Source organism: Pseudomonas azadiae (assembly GCF_019145355.1).
Taxonomy (GTDB): Bacteria; Pseudomonadota; Gammaproteobacteria; order Pseudomonadales; family Pseudomonadaceae; genus Aquipseudomonas; species Aquipseudomonas azadiae.
On sequence record NZ_JAHSTY010000001.1, the window covers coordinates 74,366 to 92,008 of the forward strand.

At 62.1% G+C, this 17,643-nt stretch carries 16 protein-coding genes; 5 read left to right on the forward strand and 11 right to left on the reverse strand.

The window, feature by feature from the left end; genetic code table 11:
- Positions 1–78: 78 nt before the first annotated feature.
- Entirely contained in the window at positions 79–2,415 is a 2,337-nt protein-coding gene (fecA, locus tag KVG91_RS00300) for a TonB-dependent Fe(3+) dicitrate receptor FecA (protein WP_169378438.1), read from the forward strand.
- Between the two features lie 66 nt (positions 2,416–2,481).
- On the opposite strand, the gene KVG91_RS00305 is transcribed toward fecA, so the two are convergent.
- Positions 2,482–2,892, reverse strand: a complete 411-nt coding sequence (locus KVG91_RS00305) for an HPF/RaiA family ribosome-associated protein (RefSeq protein ID WP_169378439.1) — start codon at positions 2,890–2,892, stop codon at positions 2,482–2,484.
- Positions 2,893–3,538: 646 nt separating this feature from the next.
- Between KVG91_RS00305 and KVG91_RS00310 the strand changes: the two genes are divergently transcribed.
- Positions 3,539–3,853, forward strand: coding sequence for a DUF3509 domain-containing protein (locus KVG91_RS00310; RefSeq protein WP_169378440.1), 315 nt, complete (start codon positions 3,539–3,541; stop codon positions 3,851–3,853).
- Here the strand turns inward: KVG91_RS00310 and KVG91_RS00315 are convergent.
- From KVG91_RS00315 to KVG91_RS00325, 3 genes are all read right to left on the reverse strand, one after another.
- On the reverse strand, positions 3,850–4,338 hold the full coding sequence (locus KVG91_RS00315) for a phosphate-starvation-inducible protein PsiE (RefSeq protein ID WP_169378441.1): 489 nt from the start codon (positions 4,336–4,338) through the stop codon (positions 3,850–3,852). The genes KVG91_RS00310 and KVG91_RS00315 overlap by 4 nt on opposite strands.
- Before the next feature lie 118 nt (positions 4,339–4,456).
- The gene (gene relB / locus KVG91_RS00320) at positions 4,457–4,639 is read right to left on the reverse strand and encodes a type II toxin-antitoxin system RelB family antitoxin (protein ID WP_169378442.1); all 183 of its coding nucleotides are present in this window, start codon (positions 4,637–4,639) and stop codon (positions 4,457–4,459) included.
- A gap of 186 nt (positions 4,640–4,825) precedes the next feature.
- A complete protein-coding gene (locus KVG91_RS00325; RefSeq protein ID WP_169378443.1) occupies positions 4,826–5,086 on the reverse strand; it encodes a DUF6124 family protein in 261 nt (86 codons plus the stop codon).
- Positions 5,087–5,357: 271 nt separating this feature from the next.
- Between KVG91_RS00325 and KVG91_RS00330 the strand changes: the two genes are divergently transcribed.
- On the forward strand, positions 5,358–5,618 hold the full coding sequence (locus tag KVG91_RS00330) for a YebG family protein (protein WP_012722374.1): 261 nt from the start codon (positions 5,358–5,360) through the stop codon (positions 5,616–5,618).
- Between the two features lie 54 nt (positions 5,619–5,672).
- Here the strand turns inward: KVG91_RS00330 and KVG91_RS00335 are convergent, their stop codons facing one another.
- Positions 5,673–6,692: a Glu/Leu/Phe/Val dehydrogenase family protein gene (locus KVG91_RS00335; protein ID WP_169378444.1), complete on the reverse strand. Its 1,020-nt coding sequence runs from the start codon at positions 6,690–6,692 to the stop codon at positions 5,673–5,675.
- Positions 6,693–6,879: 187 nt separating this feature from the next.
- Between KVG91_RS00335 and KVG91_RS00340 the strand changes: the two genes are divergently transcribed.
- On the forward strand, positions 6,880–7,683 hold the full coding sequence (locus tag KVG91_RS00340) for a SirB1 family protein (protein ID WP_169378445.1): 804 nt from the start codon (positions 6,880–6,882) through the stop codon (positions 7,681–7,683).
- A gap of 305 nt (positions 7,684–7,988) precedes the next feature.
- On the opposite strand, the gene KVG91_RS00345 is transcribed toward KVG91_RS00340, so the two are convergent.
- The 4 genes from KVG91_RS00345 to hmgA all read right to left on the reverse strand — a co-directional run bounded on the left by KVG91_RS00345 (position 7,989) and on the right by hmgA (position 12,689).
- Positions 7,989–9,359 carry an MFS transporter gene (locus KVG91_RS00345; RefSeq protein ID WP_169375732.1) on the reverse strand — a complete coding sequence of 457 codons (1,371 nt, stop codon included), beginning with the start codon at positions 9,357–9,359 and terminating at the stop codon, positions 7,989–7,991.
- 109 nt (positions 9,360–9,468) lie between these two features.
- Positions 9,469–10,104, reverse strand: coding sequence for a maleylacetoacetate isomerase (gene maiA / locus KVG91_RS00350; protein ID WP_169375731.1), 636 nt, complete (start codon positions 10,102–10,104; stop codon positions 9,469–9,471).
- A gap of 11 nt (positions 10,105–10,115) precedes the next feature.
- Positions 10,116–11,402: a fumarylacetoacetase gene (gene fahA, locus KVG91_RS00355; RefSeq protein ID WP_169375730.1), complete on the reverse strand. Its 1,287-nt coding sequence runs from the start codon at positions 11,400–11,402 to the stop codon at positions 10,116–10,118.
- A 3-nt stretch (positions 11,403–11,405) separates the two neighbouring features.
- Positions 11,406–12,689, reverse strand: a complete 1,284-nt coding sequence (hmgA, locus tag KVG91_RS00360) for a homogentisate 1,2-dioxygenase (protein ID WP_169375729.1) — start codon at positions 12,687–12,689, stop codon at positions 11,406–11,408.
- A gap of 120 nt (positions 12,690–12,809) precedes the next feature.
- Here hmgA and KVG91_RS00365 point away from each other — a divergent pair, with 120 nt between their 5' ends.
- A complete protein-coding gene (locus tag KVG91_RS00365) occupies positions 12,810–13,589 on the forward strand; it encodes an IclR family transcriptional regulator (protein ID WP_169375728.1) in 780 nt (259 codons plus the stop codon).
- Between the two features lies 1 nt (position 13,590).
- Here the strand turns inward: KVG91_RS00365 and dacB are convergent, their stop codons facing one another.
- Together dacB and KVG91_RS00375 are read right to left on the reverse strand one after the other, a co-directional pair.
- Positions 13,591–15,036 carry a D-alanyl-D-alanine carboxypeptidase/D-alanyl-D-alanine endopeptidase gene (gene dacB, locus KVG91_RS00370; protein WP_169375727.1) on the reverse strand — a complete coding sequence of 482 codons (1,446 nt, stop codon included), beginning with the start codon at positions 15,034–15,036 and terminating at the stop codon, positions 13,591–13,593.
- Between the two features lie 110 nt (positions 15,037–15,146).
- Positions 15,147–17,567, reverse strand: coding sequence for a TonB-dependent siderophore receptor (locus KVG91_RS00375; RefSeq protein ID WP_169375726.1), 2,421 nt, complete (start codon positions 17,565–17,567; stop codon positions 15,147–15,149).
- Positions 17,568–17,643: the final 76 nt, after the last annotated feature.

Consider the following 17,643-nt stretch of genomic DNA (forward strand, 5'->3'; position numbering starts at 1 on the left):
ATTTGTGAGCCGTTTTCCACACCTCGCGTGACAGAGAAGGCAAGCCACCTTGATCTTTCCTTCTCAGGACCGCTCTTCATGCCCCAGCAACCGACGCTTCTCGCCCGCACCGTGCGCCAACTCCTGCTCGGCGCCAGCCTCAGTCTTACCGTGCTGCCTCCAGTGATGGCGGCTGACGCCAAGCCGTATCACATCGCCCCGAGCTCGCTTGAAGCCGCGCTGAACCAATTCGGGCGTGAAGCCGGCGTATTGATTTCCTTCGGCTCCGAGGTCACGGCGGGGATGCAGAGCCGTGGGTTGTCCGGCAATTACAGCGCGGCGGATGGCCTGCAGAAACTGCTGGAAGGCACCGGCCTGCAGGCCCGCGCCGAGGGTGACAATGCCTACAGCCTGCAGCCGGCCACGGCACCGGCCAGTATTGAGTTGGGTACCTCCAGCGTGGTCGGCGATTGGCTCGGCGACGCGGCGCAAACCAATGTGTTTGAACACCCCGGTGCGCGCGATGTGATCCGCCGCGAAGAGTTCGAGCGCCAGGGCGCCACCCAGGCCAAGGATGTGCTCAACCGCATCCCCGGCGTCAACGCCCCGGATAACAACGGCACCGGCAGCCATGACATGGCGCTGAACTTCGGCATTCGCGGCCTCAACCCGCGCCTGGCGTCGCGCTCCACGGTGCTGATGGACGGCATCCCGGTGCCTTTCGCACCGTATGGCCAGCCGCAGCTTTCATTCGCCCCCATCAGCATGGGCAACATGGACGCCGTCGACGTCGTACGTGGCGGCGGCGCCGTGCGCTACGGCCCGCAGAACGTCGGCGGCGTGGTCAACTTCGTGACCCGCGCGATCCCGGACGCGCCCACCGTCAAAGGTGGCCTGCAGACCGAGACCAGCCCTTCCTCCAGCCATGATGGCTTCAAGACCACCGGCAATGTGCTCGCGGGCGGCACCGCCGACAATGGCCTGGGCGGTGCGCTGTTGTACTCCGGCACCCGTGGCGGCGACTGGCGCGAAAACAGCGGCACGCGTATCGACGACCTGATCCTCAAGGGCAAATACCAACTCGACGACGCCAACAGCTTCAACGCCATGGCGCAGTACTACGAAGGCCAGGCGGATATGCCCGGCGGCCTGAACGTCGCGGACTACAAGGCCGATCCGTATCAGTCAACCCGCGCCTACGACAAGTTCTGGGGCCGCCGTACGATGTTCAACGTCGGCTATCGCTATGAGCAGGACCGTCGCGAATTCACCGTCAACAGCTTCTTCACCAAGACGTTGCGCAGCGGTTATCTGGACCAGGGCTCGTTCCTGTCGCTGTCCCCGCGTGAATATTGGGTGCGCGGCATCGAGACCCGCTTCGCCCAAGGCTTCGACCTGGGCCCGACCAGCCACGAAGTGGGCGTCGGCTACCGCTACATCAACGAGGCGGGCCACGAGCTGCGCTACCGCACGCCGATTGCCGCCAACCAGCAGATCCCCAGCACCGACAGCCGCAACGACCGCGACACCCGTGGCGGCACCGAAGCCAATGCATTCTTCATCGACGACCGGATAGATATCGGCAAGTGGACCATCACGCCGGGCATTCGCTACGAGATGATCGAGTCGCAACAGACCAACAACCTGACCAACGTCAAGTACAAGGGCGACTACAACACCGCGTTGCCGGCGTTGAACGTGCTCTACCACCTCAACGACAGCTGGAACCTCTACGCCAACACCGAAGGCTCGTTCGGCAGCGTGCAGTACAGCCAGATGCCGAACCGCGTGACCAGCGGCGAAGTGAAACCGGAAAAAGCCCGCACCTGGGAGTTGGGTACCCGCTACGACGACGGCACCTTGCGCGCGGAAATCGGCGCGTTCCTGATCAACTTCGACAACCAGTACGAAAGCAACCAGACCAACGATTCGGTGATTGCCCGCGGCGAAACGCGCCATCAGGGTATCGAGACCAGCGTCAACTATGCACTCGATGGCTTAAGCCCCGCGCTGGCCGGCTTTGATGTGTACGCCACTTACGCCTATGTCGACGCCACCATCCGCGAAGACGGCCCGAACAAAGGCAACCGCGTGCCCTTCTCGTCCAAGCACAAAGGCACCTTGGGCGTGGGTTATACCGAAGGCCGCTGGAAGCTCAACCTGGACAGCAGTTACCAGAGCAGCCAGTTCGCCGACAACGCCAACACCCAGAGGGAAACCGCCGACGGTGCCAACGGACGCATCCCTGGCTACATGCTGTTCAGCAGCCGCGCAGCGTATGACTTCGGCCCGCAATTGTCGGACCTGAACGTGGCGGTCGGGGTGAAAAATATCTTCAACACCCAGTACTTCACCCGTTCGTTCGACGATAACAACAAGGGCAAATACGTAGGCGAGCCGCGCACCGTCTATGTGCAGACTTCCATCGCGTTCTAAAGCCACCTGAAACGAAAACGGGCCTGCAAATGCAGGCCCGTTTTTTAGTCAAGCGTGAGAAAACGGTCAGCCGTTGAACACGGCACGTTCTTTTTCCAGAAACTCCTGCTCAAGCTCATCTTCGTTAACTTTGGTGGTCGGCTGGTTTTTTCCGGCAGCGCGGGGCTTGCCTTGCAGTTTGCCAAACAAATGTTCCAACGCATGCTCCAGCTTGGTGGCTGCACCGTCGATCGCCTGTTCCAGGGTATCGGCCTTGTGCAGGACCGACAGCGCTTGATGGCCTTTTGGGCGCGCCTCCAGGCGGCAACTTAAATCGTGGGGACCTGGCTTGTCGCCGTTCTCATCCCGCAGGTAGACCTCCACTCGGGTCAGGTCTTCTTCGTAACGTTCGAGCGTGCTCTCAATGGTAGTTCGTACCCACTCCTCCAGTCGGATGCTGCTTTCAATATGGTTATCGCTATTGACTTGGATTTGCATAGTTCTTCCCTTATTTCAGCTAGCTCGCGAGAGGTCACAACTGCTACACCGGGGTGGTGAAACCATGACCTCTTAACTACACAATTGAGCACCTGCTGAAACAATTCAACCCCTTTTCGAAGATAAATCCTACATTACAAATTAAGCCTGACGACAAGCGTAAACGCTGTTAGGGTGGGGAGTTAGTTACATCTTCTAACGCCCCGAAATCCTCGCAATTCCCCCCTTGTTGATGGCTGCCATCCGGTTTGCGCTGTCTGCGATCGTTTTCTGCGTACCGCCCTGAAATGGAACATAACGCACGTCCAATGTAGTGAGCGGGCTTGCCCCGCGCTGGGCGGCGAAGCGGCCCCAATAAAGACACCGCCGACCTTCAGGTAGAACCGAGTCGCCTGGTTTGGGGCGGCTTCGCAGCCCAGCGCGGGGCAAGCCCGCTCACTACAGGCCGCAATCGGGGCAAGCCCGCTCCCACGTTGGCATTCCGCTGGCAGATAGCTCGTTGTACGGCACGCCATTTGCTGTACAGCCATGGGGCAAACGGACTTTGTGAACCCTCAGCGACGAAGTGGCCGGTGGTCAGGCAATGCGAACTAATCCCGACACCGGTCGTCAATGACTGCATGTTCTTATCAGGCGGTAACGCACCATGGACAATCCTTTTCAGATCATCACCGACACATTCACCCCGCAATACCGTGTCAACCTGAGCATCCAGCGGCTGGACGGCAGCATCATGCTGACCCTCTCCAACGATCAAGGCGTGGTGGCCAAACGCATGATCAGCGCCGAACAGCGCAACGATCCCAAACGGCTCAAACGCCTGGTGCAGAGTATCCAGTTCGGCATCGCCATCGAACAGGGCCACAGCGCCATGGACATCCTGACGGTGATGACGGATGGCGATCACACAGTGCCACCGCAACCCTCCACCCGCGCCCTGCCTTTCAGCGTCGGGCTTTAAAGCTCTCCCTTCTCGGTTTCCAGGCTCGCCTGCCCTTTGCGGCGCGGGCCTTCGACTTTCACTGACGGGAAGGCCGAGGATGCGTAGCGCACCACCAGGATTGCAAATGCCAGCAGCAGAATCCCACCGCACAGGTAGATGATTCCCACGTCTGGCGGGTTGTGGTGGGACACGTTGGAGATCAGCAGGCGCGTCAGCGCGGTGATTGCCACGTAGATCAGGAAGCGTACGGGCATGTGGTTGGTCTTGAAATAAATCCCGACCATGGCGCCCAATTCCAGGTAGATGAACAGCAGCAAGATGTCATCGATCTTGATGTGCCCGTTTTCGAGCATCCCCAAAAACTCCATCACCGCCGCCCAGGCCGTCACCGCACCGATGGCGAACAGCGCCAGGTAATGGAACGACTCGACAAACAGATTGCCCAGGGACTCGGCCAGGCCGTGTACCTGCTGGCGCAGCCTTTCGGCCCAGTTGATTTTCACGATGATGCTTCCTTAGGTCGGTTCGACCGGATAATGCGGGTTGGACGTGACGGTTATTCTGCATGCAGAAAAAAGGCCAGCCACGGAAGTGAGATGGTGGCCGCGTGACATGAGGCACTTAATCGGGTTGATAGGTTGAAAACTTGGCTTCGATCAACGCTTGCATTTCGATCATGACTTGCTCATGGGGGATACCTGCGCTCGGGTCATCCAAGGCTTCTTGCACCTTGGTTCGAAACCAAAAGTCGTAGGACGCATCGGGATCCTGGTGCTGCGGGATTTCAGAAGATTCAGTTTCCATAAGGTATGTACACCTATTCTGTGGCGAGGGAGCTTGCTCCCGTTGGGGTGCGAAGCGCCCCCAAAATCTGTCATCCGGGTTTATCTGGAAGAACACCTTCGCCTGAATTGGGGCTGCTTCGCCGCCCAACGCGAGCAAGCTCGCTCGCCACAACAAGCTCGCTCGGCAAAAAACATCGGTGTGATTTTACGCAGGTGCGATTTGTTCCAGCGCGCGGTCGACCAGCAAACCGCTCATCTCCACCAGTTGGTGAATGGCTAACACCAGACTTCGCTGCGGGCCTTCCAAGTCGAATGCCAGCGTACTGGCTATTTCACGGGCGCTGCTCAGGGTTTCGCTGGCGTTGGCCAACAGGGTTTCTGTGTCCGCTTCAGGGGTGACGCTGAATAACGCGGCAGACGGCTCTGAAGCTAATGCGGCGGCGGAACGGGGAGTATTGCTTTCCATGGTGCGGCTCCGGTGGTCATTAAAAGTTTTCCTTCCGTATTCGAGCCGCCAAGCTCGGCCTTGCGTTTGCAAAGCCCGGAAAAGGTAAGCCACTGTAGGATTACTCGGCAACCTCAACGTGTTGTCAGAAATTTCCCTTGTAGCAAACCCCCATTTCCCGACTACATTAAAAAACTGCTACCCAAACGCTCTGGTTTGGCTTACCCTTTTAGCTGTATATAAATACAGTAGTCGCAATAGACAACTATCGTGAAGGCATGTGAGGTGGTGAATGGCCGTCGAAGTGGTATACCGCAGCAGCCGAGATCTGGAGCGTTTGTTCATGGATAAAGCCGAAGCTGACCGTCATGACAAAATGCTTGAACTCGCTGAGTTGCTGGCAGAGGTGTTGCAAAAGGCCGTGCCGTCGCTGAGCGAGCAGCAGGTGGAAGAAGCCGGGATCTACATGGCGAAGAATCGCGATGTATTTGCCAAGGCGTTCAAGAGCCAGCCGGACGCGCTGTCCGAGTTGCTCAACGCACCGGCGGAATAAAGCCCGAATTGAACAGGCCCTGAATCATGGATTCAGGGCCTTTTTAATACCTGGCTATCGGTAAAGCAGGCGCTCAGCCAGTTCATCGGCCACCCGTGCGGGTGAGCGTTTTTCGGCCTGGGCGTGGGCGAAGATTTCGGTGAGGCGCGTGCCGATGTTGGACAGGTGCGCGGTAATGGTCGGCAGTTCAGCCCCGCTGTGCTTGAGGGCGACGTAGATCAGCCCACCGGAGTTGATCACGTAGTCGGGGGCATAGAGGATGCCGCGCCCTTCCAGTTGGTCGGCCACCTGGAGGTTGGTCAGTTGCGCACTGGCGGACCCGGCCACGGCGGCGCAGCGCAGTTGGCCGACGCTCTGGCGGTTGAGCACGGCACCGAGGCCGCAGGGTGCGAGGATGTCGCACGGTGTGCTGAGCAAGGCATCGTTGGCGATCGGGTGCGCGCCCAGTTGCTCCATGGCCAGTTGCACCTTGCCGTGGTCGATGTCGCTCACCAGCAGTTCGGCGCCAGCGGCGTGCAGCTGTTCGGCCAGGGCGTAGCCGACATTGCCCAGGCCCTGGATGGCGACGCGCAGGCCTTCGAGGTTGTCGCTGCCCAGGCGGGCCATGGCGGTGGTGCGGATGCCGGTGAATACGCCCATGGCGGTGTGGGACGAGGGGTCGCCGGCGGCGCTGGTACTGGTGACGAAACGGGTGTATTGGGCGATGCAGTCCATGTCGGCGACCGAGGTGCCGCTGTCGGTGGCGGTGATGTAGCGACCGTCGAGTTGCTCGATGCAGCGACCAAAAGCCTCAAACAGCGCGGCGCGGTTTTCCACGTGCGCGGGGCGCAGGATGACCGCTGTGCCGCCGCCGACGGGCAAGCCGGCCAGGGCAGCCTTGTAGCTCATGCCCTGGGCCAGGCGCGCGGCATCGGCCACCGCACTTTCGTCGTCGGGGTAGGCAAGATAACGACAGCCACCAAGGGCAGGCCCCAGGCGGCTGTTATGGATGGCGATGACCGCTTTCAGCCCGGTGACCGGGTCGACACTCAGGTGCAGCGATTCAAGGCGGGTGCTGTTCATGAGAGCAAACATCGTCAAGCTCCCGAATCACTTCTGGTAGTGGGCCAAGTATAGGCTTGCGGTAAAAAACTGCCGGACCGCGCTGGAATAAGCAGGCGGTTTTCGCAGGATTTACGACATAAGCACGCAGGATATTTTCCAAGCCACTGGACGAAAATTCCCAGCAAGGCTAAAACGGGGGCATCCGCCGGAGAATGCAATGAATGCTCGCCAAGCCTTTTTCGCCTGCCTGGAACGCTCCCCGCCTGCGTTGTTTGAAGCCGCGTTGTGGATCGCTGCCGAGCATGATCCGGCAGTGCAGCCTTTGCGGGTCCTGCAGGAACTGATCCCGCTGCAACAGCAGGTCAGCCTGGGCATGCCTCTGCTGCCGGCGGACGAACTGGGCCAACCGCTGTTGCGGCGCCTGAATGACCTGGGGTTTGCCCAGGATGAATTCACCCCTCTGCGCCCCGCCGCCGCCCTGCTGGACAAAGTCTTGCAGCGCAAACGCGGACAGCCCCTGGCCATGGGGCTGATTGCCCTGGAGCTGGCGCGACGCCTCGATATCCCGATGGTTGGCGTGAACTTCCCCGGCCACTTCCTGCTGCGGGTACCCGGCGCCGATCACCTGCTGGACCCGTGCGGCGGCCGGCGCCTGTACCCCAATGATTGTCGCGACCTGTTGCAGCGCCAGTACGGCCCCAACCTCAAGCTACAGGCCGACCACCTGCTCACCGCCAACCCGCGGTCGATCCTGCAACGGCTGTCACGCAACCTGCGGCAACTGCACCTCGCCAACGACGCCCCGCTGCAGGCCCTGGTCGATGCCGAGCGCGTGCTGGAGCTGGGCAATGCCAGCGCTGCCGATTACCTGGCGCGGGCCAGCCTGTATCAGCGCCTGGACTGCCCCAACGCTGAACGCTTCGACCTGGAACACGCGCTGATGCTCAGCGAAGACCCGATCCAGCGCCTGCGCCTGACCGAGCGCCTGGGGCACCTGCCACCTAATTCAGTGGTGCATTGACGCCCCTCTGGCTTGCCTGCGATGGCCATAGCTATCTACACAACTTTCAGAGGCTGACTTCACCCTCTGTGGGAGCTGTCGAGCTTTAGCGAGGCTGCGAAAGCGGTAGGTCAGGCGAAGGAAATGCCAGCAGTGCCGCCGCCTTCGCAGCCTCGCTGGGGCTCGACAGCTCCCACATTTTGAACCGAGTTCGGCATGAATACCGGTCGGCTCCAAGGCCGCCACGCAAGCAAGCTCACTCGCCACACACCGTCGAAAGTTGTGTAGATACCCATGCTGCGATAGCACCTCAAACCTGGCCTCAGTCACCGAGGGGTCGATACCTTGAGAACGTCACCCGGCAGCGAGGCGTTGGGCGTTTCAGCGCCAGGCGAGCGCACCTGGATAATCAACAGTGCCGCCATCACCGCCGGAATCGCGCAGAAGAAGAAAATCTGCTGCACCGGTATATGCATCGCCAGCAGCATGCTGCCGAACAGCGGCCCCAGGATCGAGCCAAACCGCCCGACGCCCAACGCCCAGCCTGTACCGGTAGCGCGCACATGCGCCGGGTAAAAGTTGCTGGCAAATGCGTTGAGGGTCAGTTGGCCACCGATGATGCAAAACCCGGCCGCAAACACGCAGGCCACCAGATAGCGTGGGTTGTCGTGGTTCAGGCCGAGCAGAACGGTGCACAGTGCAGCGGCCGTCAGTACGCCGGCCAGGAGCCGCACTTTGCTTTTCAGGCGGTCGGCGAACCAGGCCATGCCGATGGCGCCCAAGGTGCCGGCAAACAGGAACATCGACGTCACCAGATTGGCTTCCTTCAGTGCCAGGCCACTTTCCAGCAGCAGCGACGGCAACCAGCTGATCATGAAATACAACAGGATCAGGCTGACAAAAAAGGTCGCCCAGAGCAGCAGGGTCGGGCGCGCGTAACCGTTGCGGAACAACTCGACGACCGTCAGTTTGCTGCCTTGCGCCTGTTGGTTTTGCGCCTCGGTCGCAAGCGGCGGCTGCCAGCCGGGCAGCATGCGCGCCGACACTTTGCGCAGCCGCGCATAGGGCGGTGCATCCCGCAGTAACCGCGGCAACGATTCAGGCAACAGCCACAGCAGAAACGGGAACAGCAGCAACGGCGTGACGCCACCCGCCAGGAACACGGCCTGCCACCCGAAGCCGTCGATAAACCCCGCCGCCACAAAGCCGCCCGCCGCACCGCCAAACGAGAAGCCACAGGCCGCCAGCGTCACCATCAAGGTGCGCAGGCGCGGTGGGGAATAGTCCGACATCAACGCCATGGCACTGGGCATGGCGCCGCCCATGCCGATGCCGCAGACAAACCTGGCGGCCATCAGCGTGGTCAGCGAGCTGGCGAATACCATCAGCAAGGTAAGGCTGGCATAGAGCAGCACGCAGCCGAGCAGGATGCGGCGCACGCCAAAGCGATCTGCCAGCGGCGTGACCAGCAACGACCCGAGCGTCAACCCGAGGAGGTTGGCGCTGAACACCGGACCGAAGGCGGCCTTTTCCAACCCCCAATCCTTGGCCAGCGCCGGAACCACATAGCCGAGCACCTGGGCGTCGTAGCCATCGGTCACCAGCAGCAATGCCAGCAACAGGAGAATCAACCACTGGTAGCGCGACACCGGGCGGGTGTCGAGTGCCGCGCGAAAACTGGCAAGCTGATTGTGCATCGCAAGGTACCTGTCTTGTTTTTATCAGGGCTGACGCAACTGTGGGCTTGCCTGCAACAGCGGTGGTGCATTCACCCCCCGCTATCGCAGGCAAGCCAGCCACATTGATTTAGGGTGTGTCAGGTTGGTTTGCCGGGTGCGCCTGAATGAACGCCGGATGCTGCGCCGCCAACGCCGCCACTCGCCCAATCCGTGGGTACGCCGCCAACGGCACCTTGAAACGCTCCGCCGCGTACAGCTGCGGAATCAGAAACGCATCGGCCAACCCCGGCTGGTCGCCCAGGCAAAAGCCCTCATCGCCAATCAACTGCTCCACCGCGCCCAACCCCTGGCTGATCCAATGGCCGATCCATTCCAGCACCTGCGCCTCATCGTGTCCCCACTGGCGCAGCAGGTTCTGGGTACTGGAGTTGTGCAGCGGATGGATATCACAGCCGATGAGCGACGCAACCGCCCGCTCATGAGCGCGGGCCGCCAGCTCTTTGGAGAGCAGCGGCACCTGTGGATAACGCTCCTCCAGGTATTCGATGATCGCCAGCGACTGAATCAACAACGCCCCTTCATCCGTGCGCAACGCCGGCACCCGGCCCTGCGGGTTGATCGCCAGGTACTCGGGTTGGCGATTCGCACCGCCCGCCGGCACCAGCAGGTTGACCGGCACGGCGGTGAAATCCAGCCCCTTGAGCGCCAGGGCAATGCGCACCCGGTACGACGCGGTGGAGCGATAGTAAGTATAGAGTTCCATGCCCTGCCCTCTTAACGCGCCGCGACCACGGTGCCGCGGCATTCGCCGAAGCCGATGGAGGCAAAACCCTCGCGACTGCAACGGGCGCGCAGGATGATTTCGTCGCCGTCCTCGAGGAACTTGCGCACTTCACCGGATGGCAACTCCAGCACTTTTTTACCGCCTTCGGTCATTTCCAGCAGGCTGCCGAACTGCCCGGCCTGCGGGCCGGACAAGGTGCCCGAGCCAAACAGATCGCCGGCCTGCAACTGGCAGCCGTTGACGCTGTGGTGCGCCACCAGCTGTGCGACGGTCCAGTACATGTGCAGGCTGTTGCTCAGGGCCAGGCGATGGGCCGGCAGGTTCTGTTCGCGCATCGCGGCGGTGGTCAGCAGTACTTCCAGCTCGATATCCAGGGCACCGGCGGCCTGGTCACGTTGATCCAGCAGGTACGGCAGCGGTTGCGGATCACCTTCAGGCCGTGGCGGTTGCGCCTTGCGGAACGGCGCCAAGGCTTCAGCCGTGACGACCCAGGGCGAAATCGTGGTGATGAAGCTTTTCGACAGGAACGGCCCCAGCGGCTGGTATTCCCACGCCTGGATATCCCGCGCCGACCAGTCATTGAGCAGGCAGAAACCGGCGATATGATCGGCCGCATCACCGATGGCAATCGAATCGCCCATGTCATTTCCCGGGCCGATCCAGATACCCAGCTCCAGTTCGTAGTCCAGGCGTGCGCACGGGCCAAACGTCGGTTCGGTCTGGCCGGCGGGCAGGGTCTGGCCTTTGGGACGACGCACATTGGCGCCGGAGGTACGAATGGTCGAAGCGCGGCCGTGGTAGCCAATCGGCACGTACTTGTAGTTGGGCAGCAAAGGGTTGTCGGGGCGGAACAGTTTGCCGACGTTCTGCGCGTGTTCGATACCCACGTAGAAGTCGGTGTAGTCATTGATCTTCGCCGGCAGGTGCATCTGGCAATCGGCGGCACGGTGCAGCACCTGCGCCTCACGCGTCTGCAACGTGCTGCCTTCGGCCAGCAGTTCCAGCAGGCGCTCGCGCAAGGCCACACGTGGACCACGGCCCAGTTCGAAAAAGCGGTTCAGTTGGCCGCCGGCAGTCGCTTCAACAGCACGCAGGGCTTCGCCGTCGAACGCGTCGATCGCCGCTTGAAGATCGAGGATCGAATCGCCAATCGCCACACCACTGCGCGGTGCCGAACCGTTGATGCTGAATACCCCCAGCGGCAAATTCTGCAACGGAAAATCGGTATGGCCATTGGCGGAGGCTACCCAGCTGCGGGTAAGGGTTGGCTGCATCATGGGTTATCTCCGGTTCGGGTTGAAGGTGGCAGGCAGCGAGGCCCAGCACGCGTCATAAGTGGTTTGCAGCTGCGCGCATTCCAGGGCGAACTGCGTGGGACGCAGCACTTGGCTGGTCTCGAACATGAAGGCCATGGTGTTATCGATCTTGTGCGGCGCCAGCTCGGCGTTAATGGCTTTGGTGCACGTCTCGCCGTCCGGGCCGTGGGCGCTCATGCAGCTGTGCAGCGACGCGCCGCCGGGCACGAAGCCTTCGGCCTTGGCGTCGTAGGCGCCCTGGATCAGGCCCATGTATTCGTTCATCAGGTTGCGGTGGAACCACGGCGGGCGAAAGGTGTTCTCAGCCACCATCCAGCGCGGCGGGAAGATCACGAAGTCGAGGTTGGCCAAGCCGTGCACGCTGGTGGGCGAGGTCAACACGGTGAAGATCGACGGGTCCGGGTGATCGAAACTGACGGTGCCAATTGTGTTGAAACGGCGCAGGTCGTATTTGTACGGCACGTTGTTGCCATGCCAGGCGACAACGTTGAGCGGCGAATGGTCGAGTTCGCAGGCCCAGAGTTGGCCGAGGAATTTCTGCACCAGCGTCGTAGGTTGTTTCAGGTCTTCGTAGTGGGCCACTGGCGTGAGAAAGTCGCGCGGGTTGGCCAGGCCGTTGCTGCCGATGGGGCCCAGGTCCGGCAGGCGCAGCGGCGCGCCGTGGTTCTCGGCAACGTAACCACGGGCCTGCGGGTCCAGCAGTTCCACCCGAAATTTGAGGCCGCGCGGCAATACAACGATCTCCAACGGCTCCACGTCGAGCACACCCAGTTCAGTTGCAACGCGCAGGCGGCCATGCTCGGGGACGATCAGTAACTCGCCGTCGGCGTTGAAGAACACACGCTGCATCGAACGGTTGGCGCGGTAGTGGTAGATGCTGATGCCTGAGGGTGTTTCCGCCCCTGAGTTGGCGACCATTCCTACAAGGCCGTCGATAAAGTCCGTCGGTTCACTCGGCATATCCAACGGGTTCCAGCGCAAGCGGTTGGGGGTCACCGCACCTAACGCCCCACCGGCCAACTGGCGCTCAAGCTTGACGAACGCCGGGTGATTGGCCGACGGCTGGATGCGGTACAGCCAGGTACGACGGGCTTCGCTGCGCGGCATGGTAAAGGCGGTGCCGGAGAACAGTTCGGTGTACAGCCCGTAAGGCGCTTTTTGCGGGGAGTTCTGGCCGACCGGCAATGCGCCGGGCAAGGCTTCGCTGGCAAATTCATTGCCGAAGCCCGACAGGTATTCGAGGTTCATGGACCGTCCTCTGCAAGGAATTTGTTTTTATCGTAATCCAGTTACGCACAACGTAATTTGATCGCTATCCACCGTCAAGCTATAAAGACGCCCATTCATCTCTCGGATTCTCGCCCCTCCATGGAAAAGCCCCGCGACACCGGTAAACAGAAAGTCCGCTCGGCCGAAGTGGGCACCGACATCCTCAAGGCCCTGGCCGAACTGTCGCCCGCCACGTCACTGTCGCGCCTGGCCGAGCATGTGCAGATGCCGGCGAGCAAGGTGCACCGGTATTTGCAGGCACTGATTGCCTCAGGCTTTGCCGAGCAGAACCCCGCCACCAACCATTACGGCCTGGGCCGCGAAGCCTTGCGCGTGGGCCTGGCGGCGCTGGGCAGCATGGACGTACTGAAAGTCGGCGCCCTGCCCCTGGCGGAGCTGCGGGATGAGTTGAATGAAACGTGCTTTTTGGCGGTGTGGGGCAACCAGGGCGCGACCGTGGTGCAGATCGAGCCGGCGGTGCGCGCGGTGACGGTGGTGACGCAGCTGGGTTCGGTGCTGCCGCTGCTCAGCTCGTCCACCGGGCTGGTGTTCAGCGCCTTCCTGCCGACCCGGGAAACCGTCGAATTGCGTGAGCGGGAAATCCAGGCCGGTCTCGCTCACGCGCTGGCCGACGATCAGGCCTACGCCACCACGTGCGAACAGATTCGCGCCCGTGGCCTGCATTTTGTGCATGGTCTGTTGATGCCCGGTGTGGATGCGCTGTCGGCACCGGTGTTCAACGCCAGCGGGCAGGTGGCGGCGGTGATGACGGTGGTCGGCCCCACCTCATTGTTCCATGCCGATGAAGACGGTCCGGCGGCGCAGCGTTTGCTGGCAGCGACCCGGGCCGTGAGCTGGCGGATGGGTTATCAGCCTTGAGTCACCGGTGCCAGCTCGCGAGGGCCACGGCTACGCGATCTTCCAGGGCACGGATCGGCGCAGCGTCGTTCAGGTAATTGTTGCTGATCATCGAGAACACCAAGCGCCGCCCCTCGGCATCGGTGAGGTAGCCGCTCAACGACGACACCCCGGCCATGGAGCCGGTCTTGCCGTGCAGGTTGTTTTCGGCGGTTGTCCCGCGCAAGCGATAGCGCAGGCTGCCGCCGGTCATGCGGTCCGCGTTGCCGGCAATCGGCAAGGCGTTGTACCAGGCGTCGAACCAGGGTTGCCGGGCGGTCGCCAACAGCAGGTCGCTCAGGTTTTGTGAAGACACCAGGTTGCGCCGGGACAAGCCCGAACCGTCCACTTGGCTCAGTGTCGCCGGGTCCAGCCCCTGGCGTTTCATGAACGCCGCCACCGCCGCCACGCCTGCCTGGGCGGTGCCCGCATTGGCAGTCTGGCGCCCCATGGCCTTGAGCAGCGCTTCAGACATGGTGTTGTTGGAGAGTTTGAGCAGTGGCGTGATCAGTGCCTGCAACGGCGCTGACCGGTGCTCTGCCAGGACCGTCGCGTTGGCCGGGCTTGTCCCGCCGATCACGCGCCGGCCCAGCACCTTGATGCCCTGCTGCGCCAACGCCTGTTCAAACAGATTGGCCACCAGTTGCGTGGGTTCCCACACACTGACCCACTCCCGGCGTTGCTGGCCCGGCGCCAGCGCGCCCGTGAGTTGCAGCAGGTTGGTGCCGTGCTGGCGGGTGATGCTGTAGGTGTCGCCCGAGCCGCTGACCGCACGATTGCTGATCTGCACGTAATCGGTGGAAGGAAAGACCTGGACACTCACAGGCTGACCAAGCCCAACCGGCGCCTTGGCGGTGACGATCAGGGTACCGGCATCGAAATCCGCATTGGGCGACACGGTCAGCGCGGAAATCTGCGCGCCGTAGTAGGTGCTTTCGTCGTCCTGCGCCCAATCGACCCCCAGGCGCTCAGCGTCGAACCAGGTGTCGTCGAACACCAGGTCGCCTTGCACTTGGCGCACGCCCTGACTCGCCAGTTGTGCCGCCAGCGCCTGGTAATCGGCGAACTGCAGGGTCGGGTCGCCCAGGCCGCGCAGGTACAGATTGCCGCTCAGGCGCTCGCCTTGCTGTGTGCCGTTGCTCAACAGTTGCGTGGAGAACCGGTACTGCGGGCCCAGCACATCCATCGCTGCCGCCGTGGTCAGCAATTTGAGGTTGGACGCGGGAACCAGGCGCGTGCGCGGGTTGTGCTGGTAAAGCGTGTTGCCGGTGCGGACGTCGCGCACCGTCAGGGAGACGGTGGCGCCTTGCAGCGCCGGATCGGCCAGCAACTGATCGAGGATCGCCGGGGTGGAGGTTCGCGAAACGCTGGCGCAGCCGCCGAGCAAAAAAACAAAGCACAGCAGGTGTAGCCATCGTCCAAAGTGCATCAGTGTTGTTCCGCCAAACCATCAGTGCCGGCAACGCTAGCAGCTCCTCCCTCTTGTGGCGAGCGGACTTGTTGTGGCGAGCGGGCTTGCCACAGGATCTCTGTCGAGCGTTAGAATTCCAGAGTGCTTGAAAGCGAGACCTGCCGCGCATCACCCAACGACACAAAAAACCGGCTCGCCGCCGAAGTGTAATAGGTGCGGTCGAACAGGTTCTTCACGTTGAGCTGGAACTTGACCTTCTGCCCATCGATCCGGGTGTCGTAGGTGGCGAACGCGTCCGCCACGGTGTAGCCCGGCAGGTTGAAGTCGTTGGCCGCGTCGCCTGCGCGTTCGCCCACGTAGCGCGCGCCAGTGCCCACGCGCAATTGATCGCCACCCAGGACGTTGCCGAAGTCATAGGCCACCGCCAGCGAACCGGTGTGCCTGGCGACGTTTTGCAGGCGGTTGCCTTCAAGCGTCGGATCGTTGTCCTTGATGTCTTCAGCATCGGTGTAGGCGTAGCTGCCGATCAGGCTCCACTGGTCGGTCAACTGGCCGCTGGCGTCGAGTTCCAGACCACGGGAGCGCACCTGGCCGGCGATGCTGTAGACCGTGTTCGCGCCAGAACCCACCGACACCAGCACATTGCGCTTGTTGATCGTGAACAACGCCGCGCTGGCGGTGATGCGCCCTGGAATGTCGAGCTTGGCCCCCAGTTCCCAGGATTTGGACTCCTCCGGCGTCAGGTCACCGCTCAAGGTGCTGCCATCGGCCAGTGCGGCGATGGTGGAGTTGGGCTTGAACGACTCGGTGTAGCTGCCATAGAACGACAGCTCGTCGGTGTAGCGATACACCAGGCCGGCGCGCGGCACCCAGGCCTGGCCGTTGCCGTCGGTGTTGGCCTTGAACGGCACGCCCTTGCCGGCGTACTGGTCGTACATCTGATAGCGCGCACCGGCGACGAAAATCCATTGGTCGGTGAGGTGAATCGCGTCCTGGAAGAACAGCGAGTCGCTGCGCAGCAGGTCGGTCTGGGCGCTGTCGGCGGCGCTGACGGTGGTGCCCGCGACTTCGTTGCCGTACACCGGATTATTGTAGTTGAAGGGGCCGCGCGAGTTCTGCCGGATCAGGTCGGCGCGGTAGATCTTGCGGTACTCGTCGTCCAGGCCGAACACCAGGTCGTTCTGCAGGCCGAACACATTGACCTTGCCTTCGAGGCTGGCGGTGGTGAAGCGGTCGGTGGTGATCGCGCCCTGGGTGCCATCCATCCTGCGCGTCAGGGTGCCGTTGGTATTCACGGCACTGACGCGCACTTGGCTGGCGTCGTAGGTTTCGCGGTTCCAGCTGTAGCCGAAGTGGGCCTTCCAGTCGTCATTCAGGTCATGGTCGGCTTCGAAGCGGTACAGGTCGGACCGGCCCTCCATGTTGTTGAAGGGTTCATCCAGGCGGCGGGTGGATGGGATGTCCAACGGGTGGTTGGACTTGTCGATGGCGGTACCCCGATCGAACGGCGAGAGAAATTCGCGGTGCTCGTAGGCGAACAACAACTGGGTGCTGTCGCCAAACCAGGCCAGGGACGGCGCCACCAGGGTCTCGCGGTGTGTACCGAAGTTGCGCCAATAGTCTTCGTCTTCATGATCGACGATCAGCCGATACGCCAGGCCGCTGTCGCCAATCGGGCCGGTGGTATCGAGGCTGCCGCCGCTGCCGTTCTTGCCGTCGCCGAAGGTGGAGCCGCGTACGGTCAGGGCGGTGGACTGAACCAACTCTGGCTTTTTGCTGACGATATTCACCACGCCGCCCGGGTCCTGGATGCCATACAACAACGACGACGGGCCTTTGAGCACTTCGACGCGTTCGGCCGTGGCGTTCAGCGCACGGCCCTGCACCACCGGCATGCCGTCGCGCATGATCGAGCCGTTACGGTTGTCGCCAAAGCCGCGCAGCATCACCGCGTCCTGGGTACTGGCCAAGGTGTTGGCCTGAGTGATGCCGCTGATATTGCCCAGGGCGTCATCCAGGTTGCGCGGGGTCTGGTCGCGCAGCACTTGGGCGGGCACCACGTTGACGGTTTGCGGGGTTTCCAGCAGCGGCGCGCGCGAACGCATCACCGAACTGGTGGGTGGCGGCTGATAACTGGTGCTGTCCTGGGCCTGCTGGCCAACGCCGCTGATGGTGGTGGCGCCCAGATTGACCGCGCCTTCGGTAGGCACGGGCTCAAGCGCCAGGGTGCGCGCATCGATCTGGCGGAAGGTAAAGCCGCTGTTGCCGAGCAGGCGTTGCAGGGCCTGGGGCGCACTCATCTGGCCGCTGACCGCAGGCGCGTTCAGCCCGTAGGGTGCCTCATCGGTGTAGATCACGCTGATCCCCGTCACCCGGCTGAAATCACTCAGCGCCTGGGGCAGCGGTTTGGCCGCCTGGGCAAAGGTGAACTGAGCGTTCTGTTGAGTCTGCGCCTGCGCCACGCTCAGGGGCAATAACGCCAGCCCCGATACTGCCAACACCGAGGCTCCCAGCCACTGTTTAACCCAACCGCCCGCCGTCGACTTCATGCTGTGAGAACCCGTGTAGAAAAGCTGTTAATGCGAATTGATCGCAGTTTCAAGCACTACACGAGTGGGCTGCAGG

Excerpts from the sequence above, each read along its gene's own strand:
- fecA (WP_169378438.1), top strand. The coding sequence starts at position 79 with ATGCCCCAGCAACCGACGCTTCTCGCCCGCACCGTGCGCCAACTCCTG.
- KVG91_RS00305 (WP_169378439.1), bottom strand. The coding sequence starts at position 2,892 with ATGCAAATCCAAGTCAATAGCGATAACCATATTGAAAGCAGCATCCGA.
- KVG91_RS00310 (WP_169378440.1), top strand. The coding sequence starts at position 3,539 with ATGGACAATCCTTTTCAGATCATCACCGACACATTCACCCCGCAATAC.
- relB (WP_169378442.1), bottom strand. The coding sequence starts at position 4,639 with ATGGAAACTGAATCTTCTGAAATCCCGCAGCACCAGGATCCCGATGCG.
- KVG91_RS00325 (WP_169378443.1), bottom strand. The coding sequence starts at position 5,086 with ATGGAAAGCAATACTCCCCGTTCCGCCGCCGCATTAGCTTCAGAGCCG.
- KVG91_RS00330 (WP_012722374.1), top strand. The coding sequence starts at position 5,358 with ATGGCCGTCGAAGTGGTATACCGCAGCAGCCGAGATCTGGAGCGTTTG.
- KVG91_RS00335 (WP_169378444.1), bottom strand. The coding sequence starts at position 6,692 with ATGTTTGCTCTCATGAACAGCACCCGCCTTGAATCGCTGCACCTGAGT.
- KVG91_RS00340 (WP_169378445.1), top strand. The coding sequence starts at position 6,880 with ATGAATGCTCGCCAAGCCTTTTTCGCCTGCCTGGAACGCTCCCCGCCT.
- KVG91_RS00345 (WP_169375732.1), bottom strand. The coding sequence starts at position 9,359 with ATGCACAATCAGCTTGCCAGTTTTCGCGCGGCACTCGACACCCGCCCG.
- maiA (WP_169375731.1), bottom strand. The coding sequence starts at position 10,104 with ATGGAACTCTATACTTACTATCGCTCCACCGCGTCGTACCGGGTGCGC.
- fahA (WP_169375730.1), bottom strand. The coding sequence starts at position 11,402 with ATGATGCAGCCAACCCTTACCCGCAGCTGGGTAGCCTCCGCCAATGGC.
- hmgA (WP_169375729.1), bottom strand. The coding sequence starts at position 12,689 with ATGAACCTCGAATACCTGTCGGGCTTCGGCAATGAATTTGCCAGCGAA.
- KVG91_RS00365 (WP_169375728.1), top strand. The coding sequence starts at position 12,810 with ATGGAAAAGCCCCGCGACACCGGTAAACAGAAAGTCCGCTCGGCCGAA.
- dacB (WP_169375727.1), bottom strand. The coding sequence starts at position 15,036 with ATGCACTTTGGACGATGGCTACACCTGCTGTGCTTTGTTTTTTTGCTC.
- KVG91_RS00375 (WP_169375726.1), bottom strand. The coding sequence starts at position 17,567 with ATGAAGTCGACGGCGGGCGGTTGGGTTAAACAGTGGCTGGGAGCCTCG.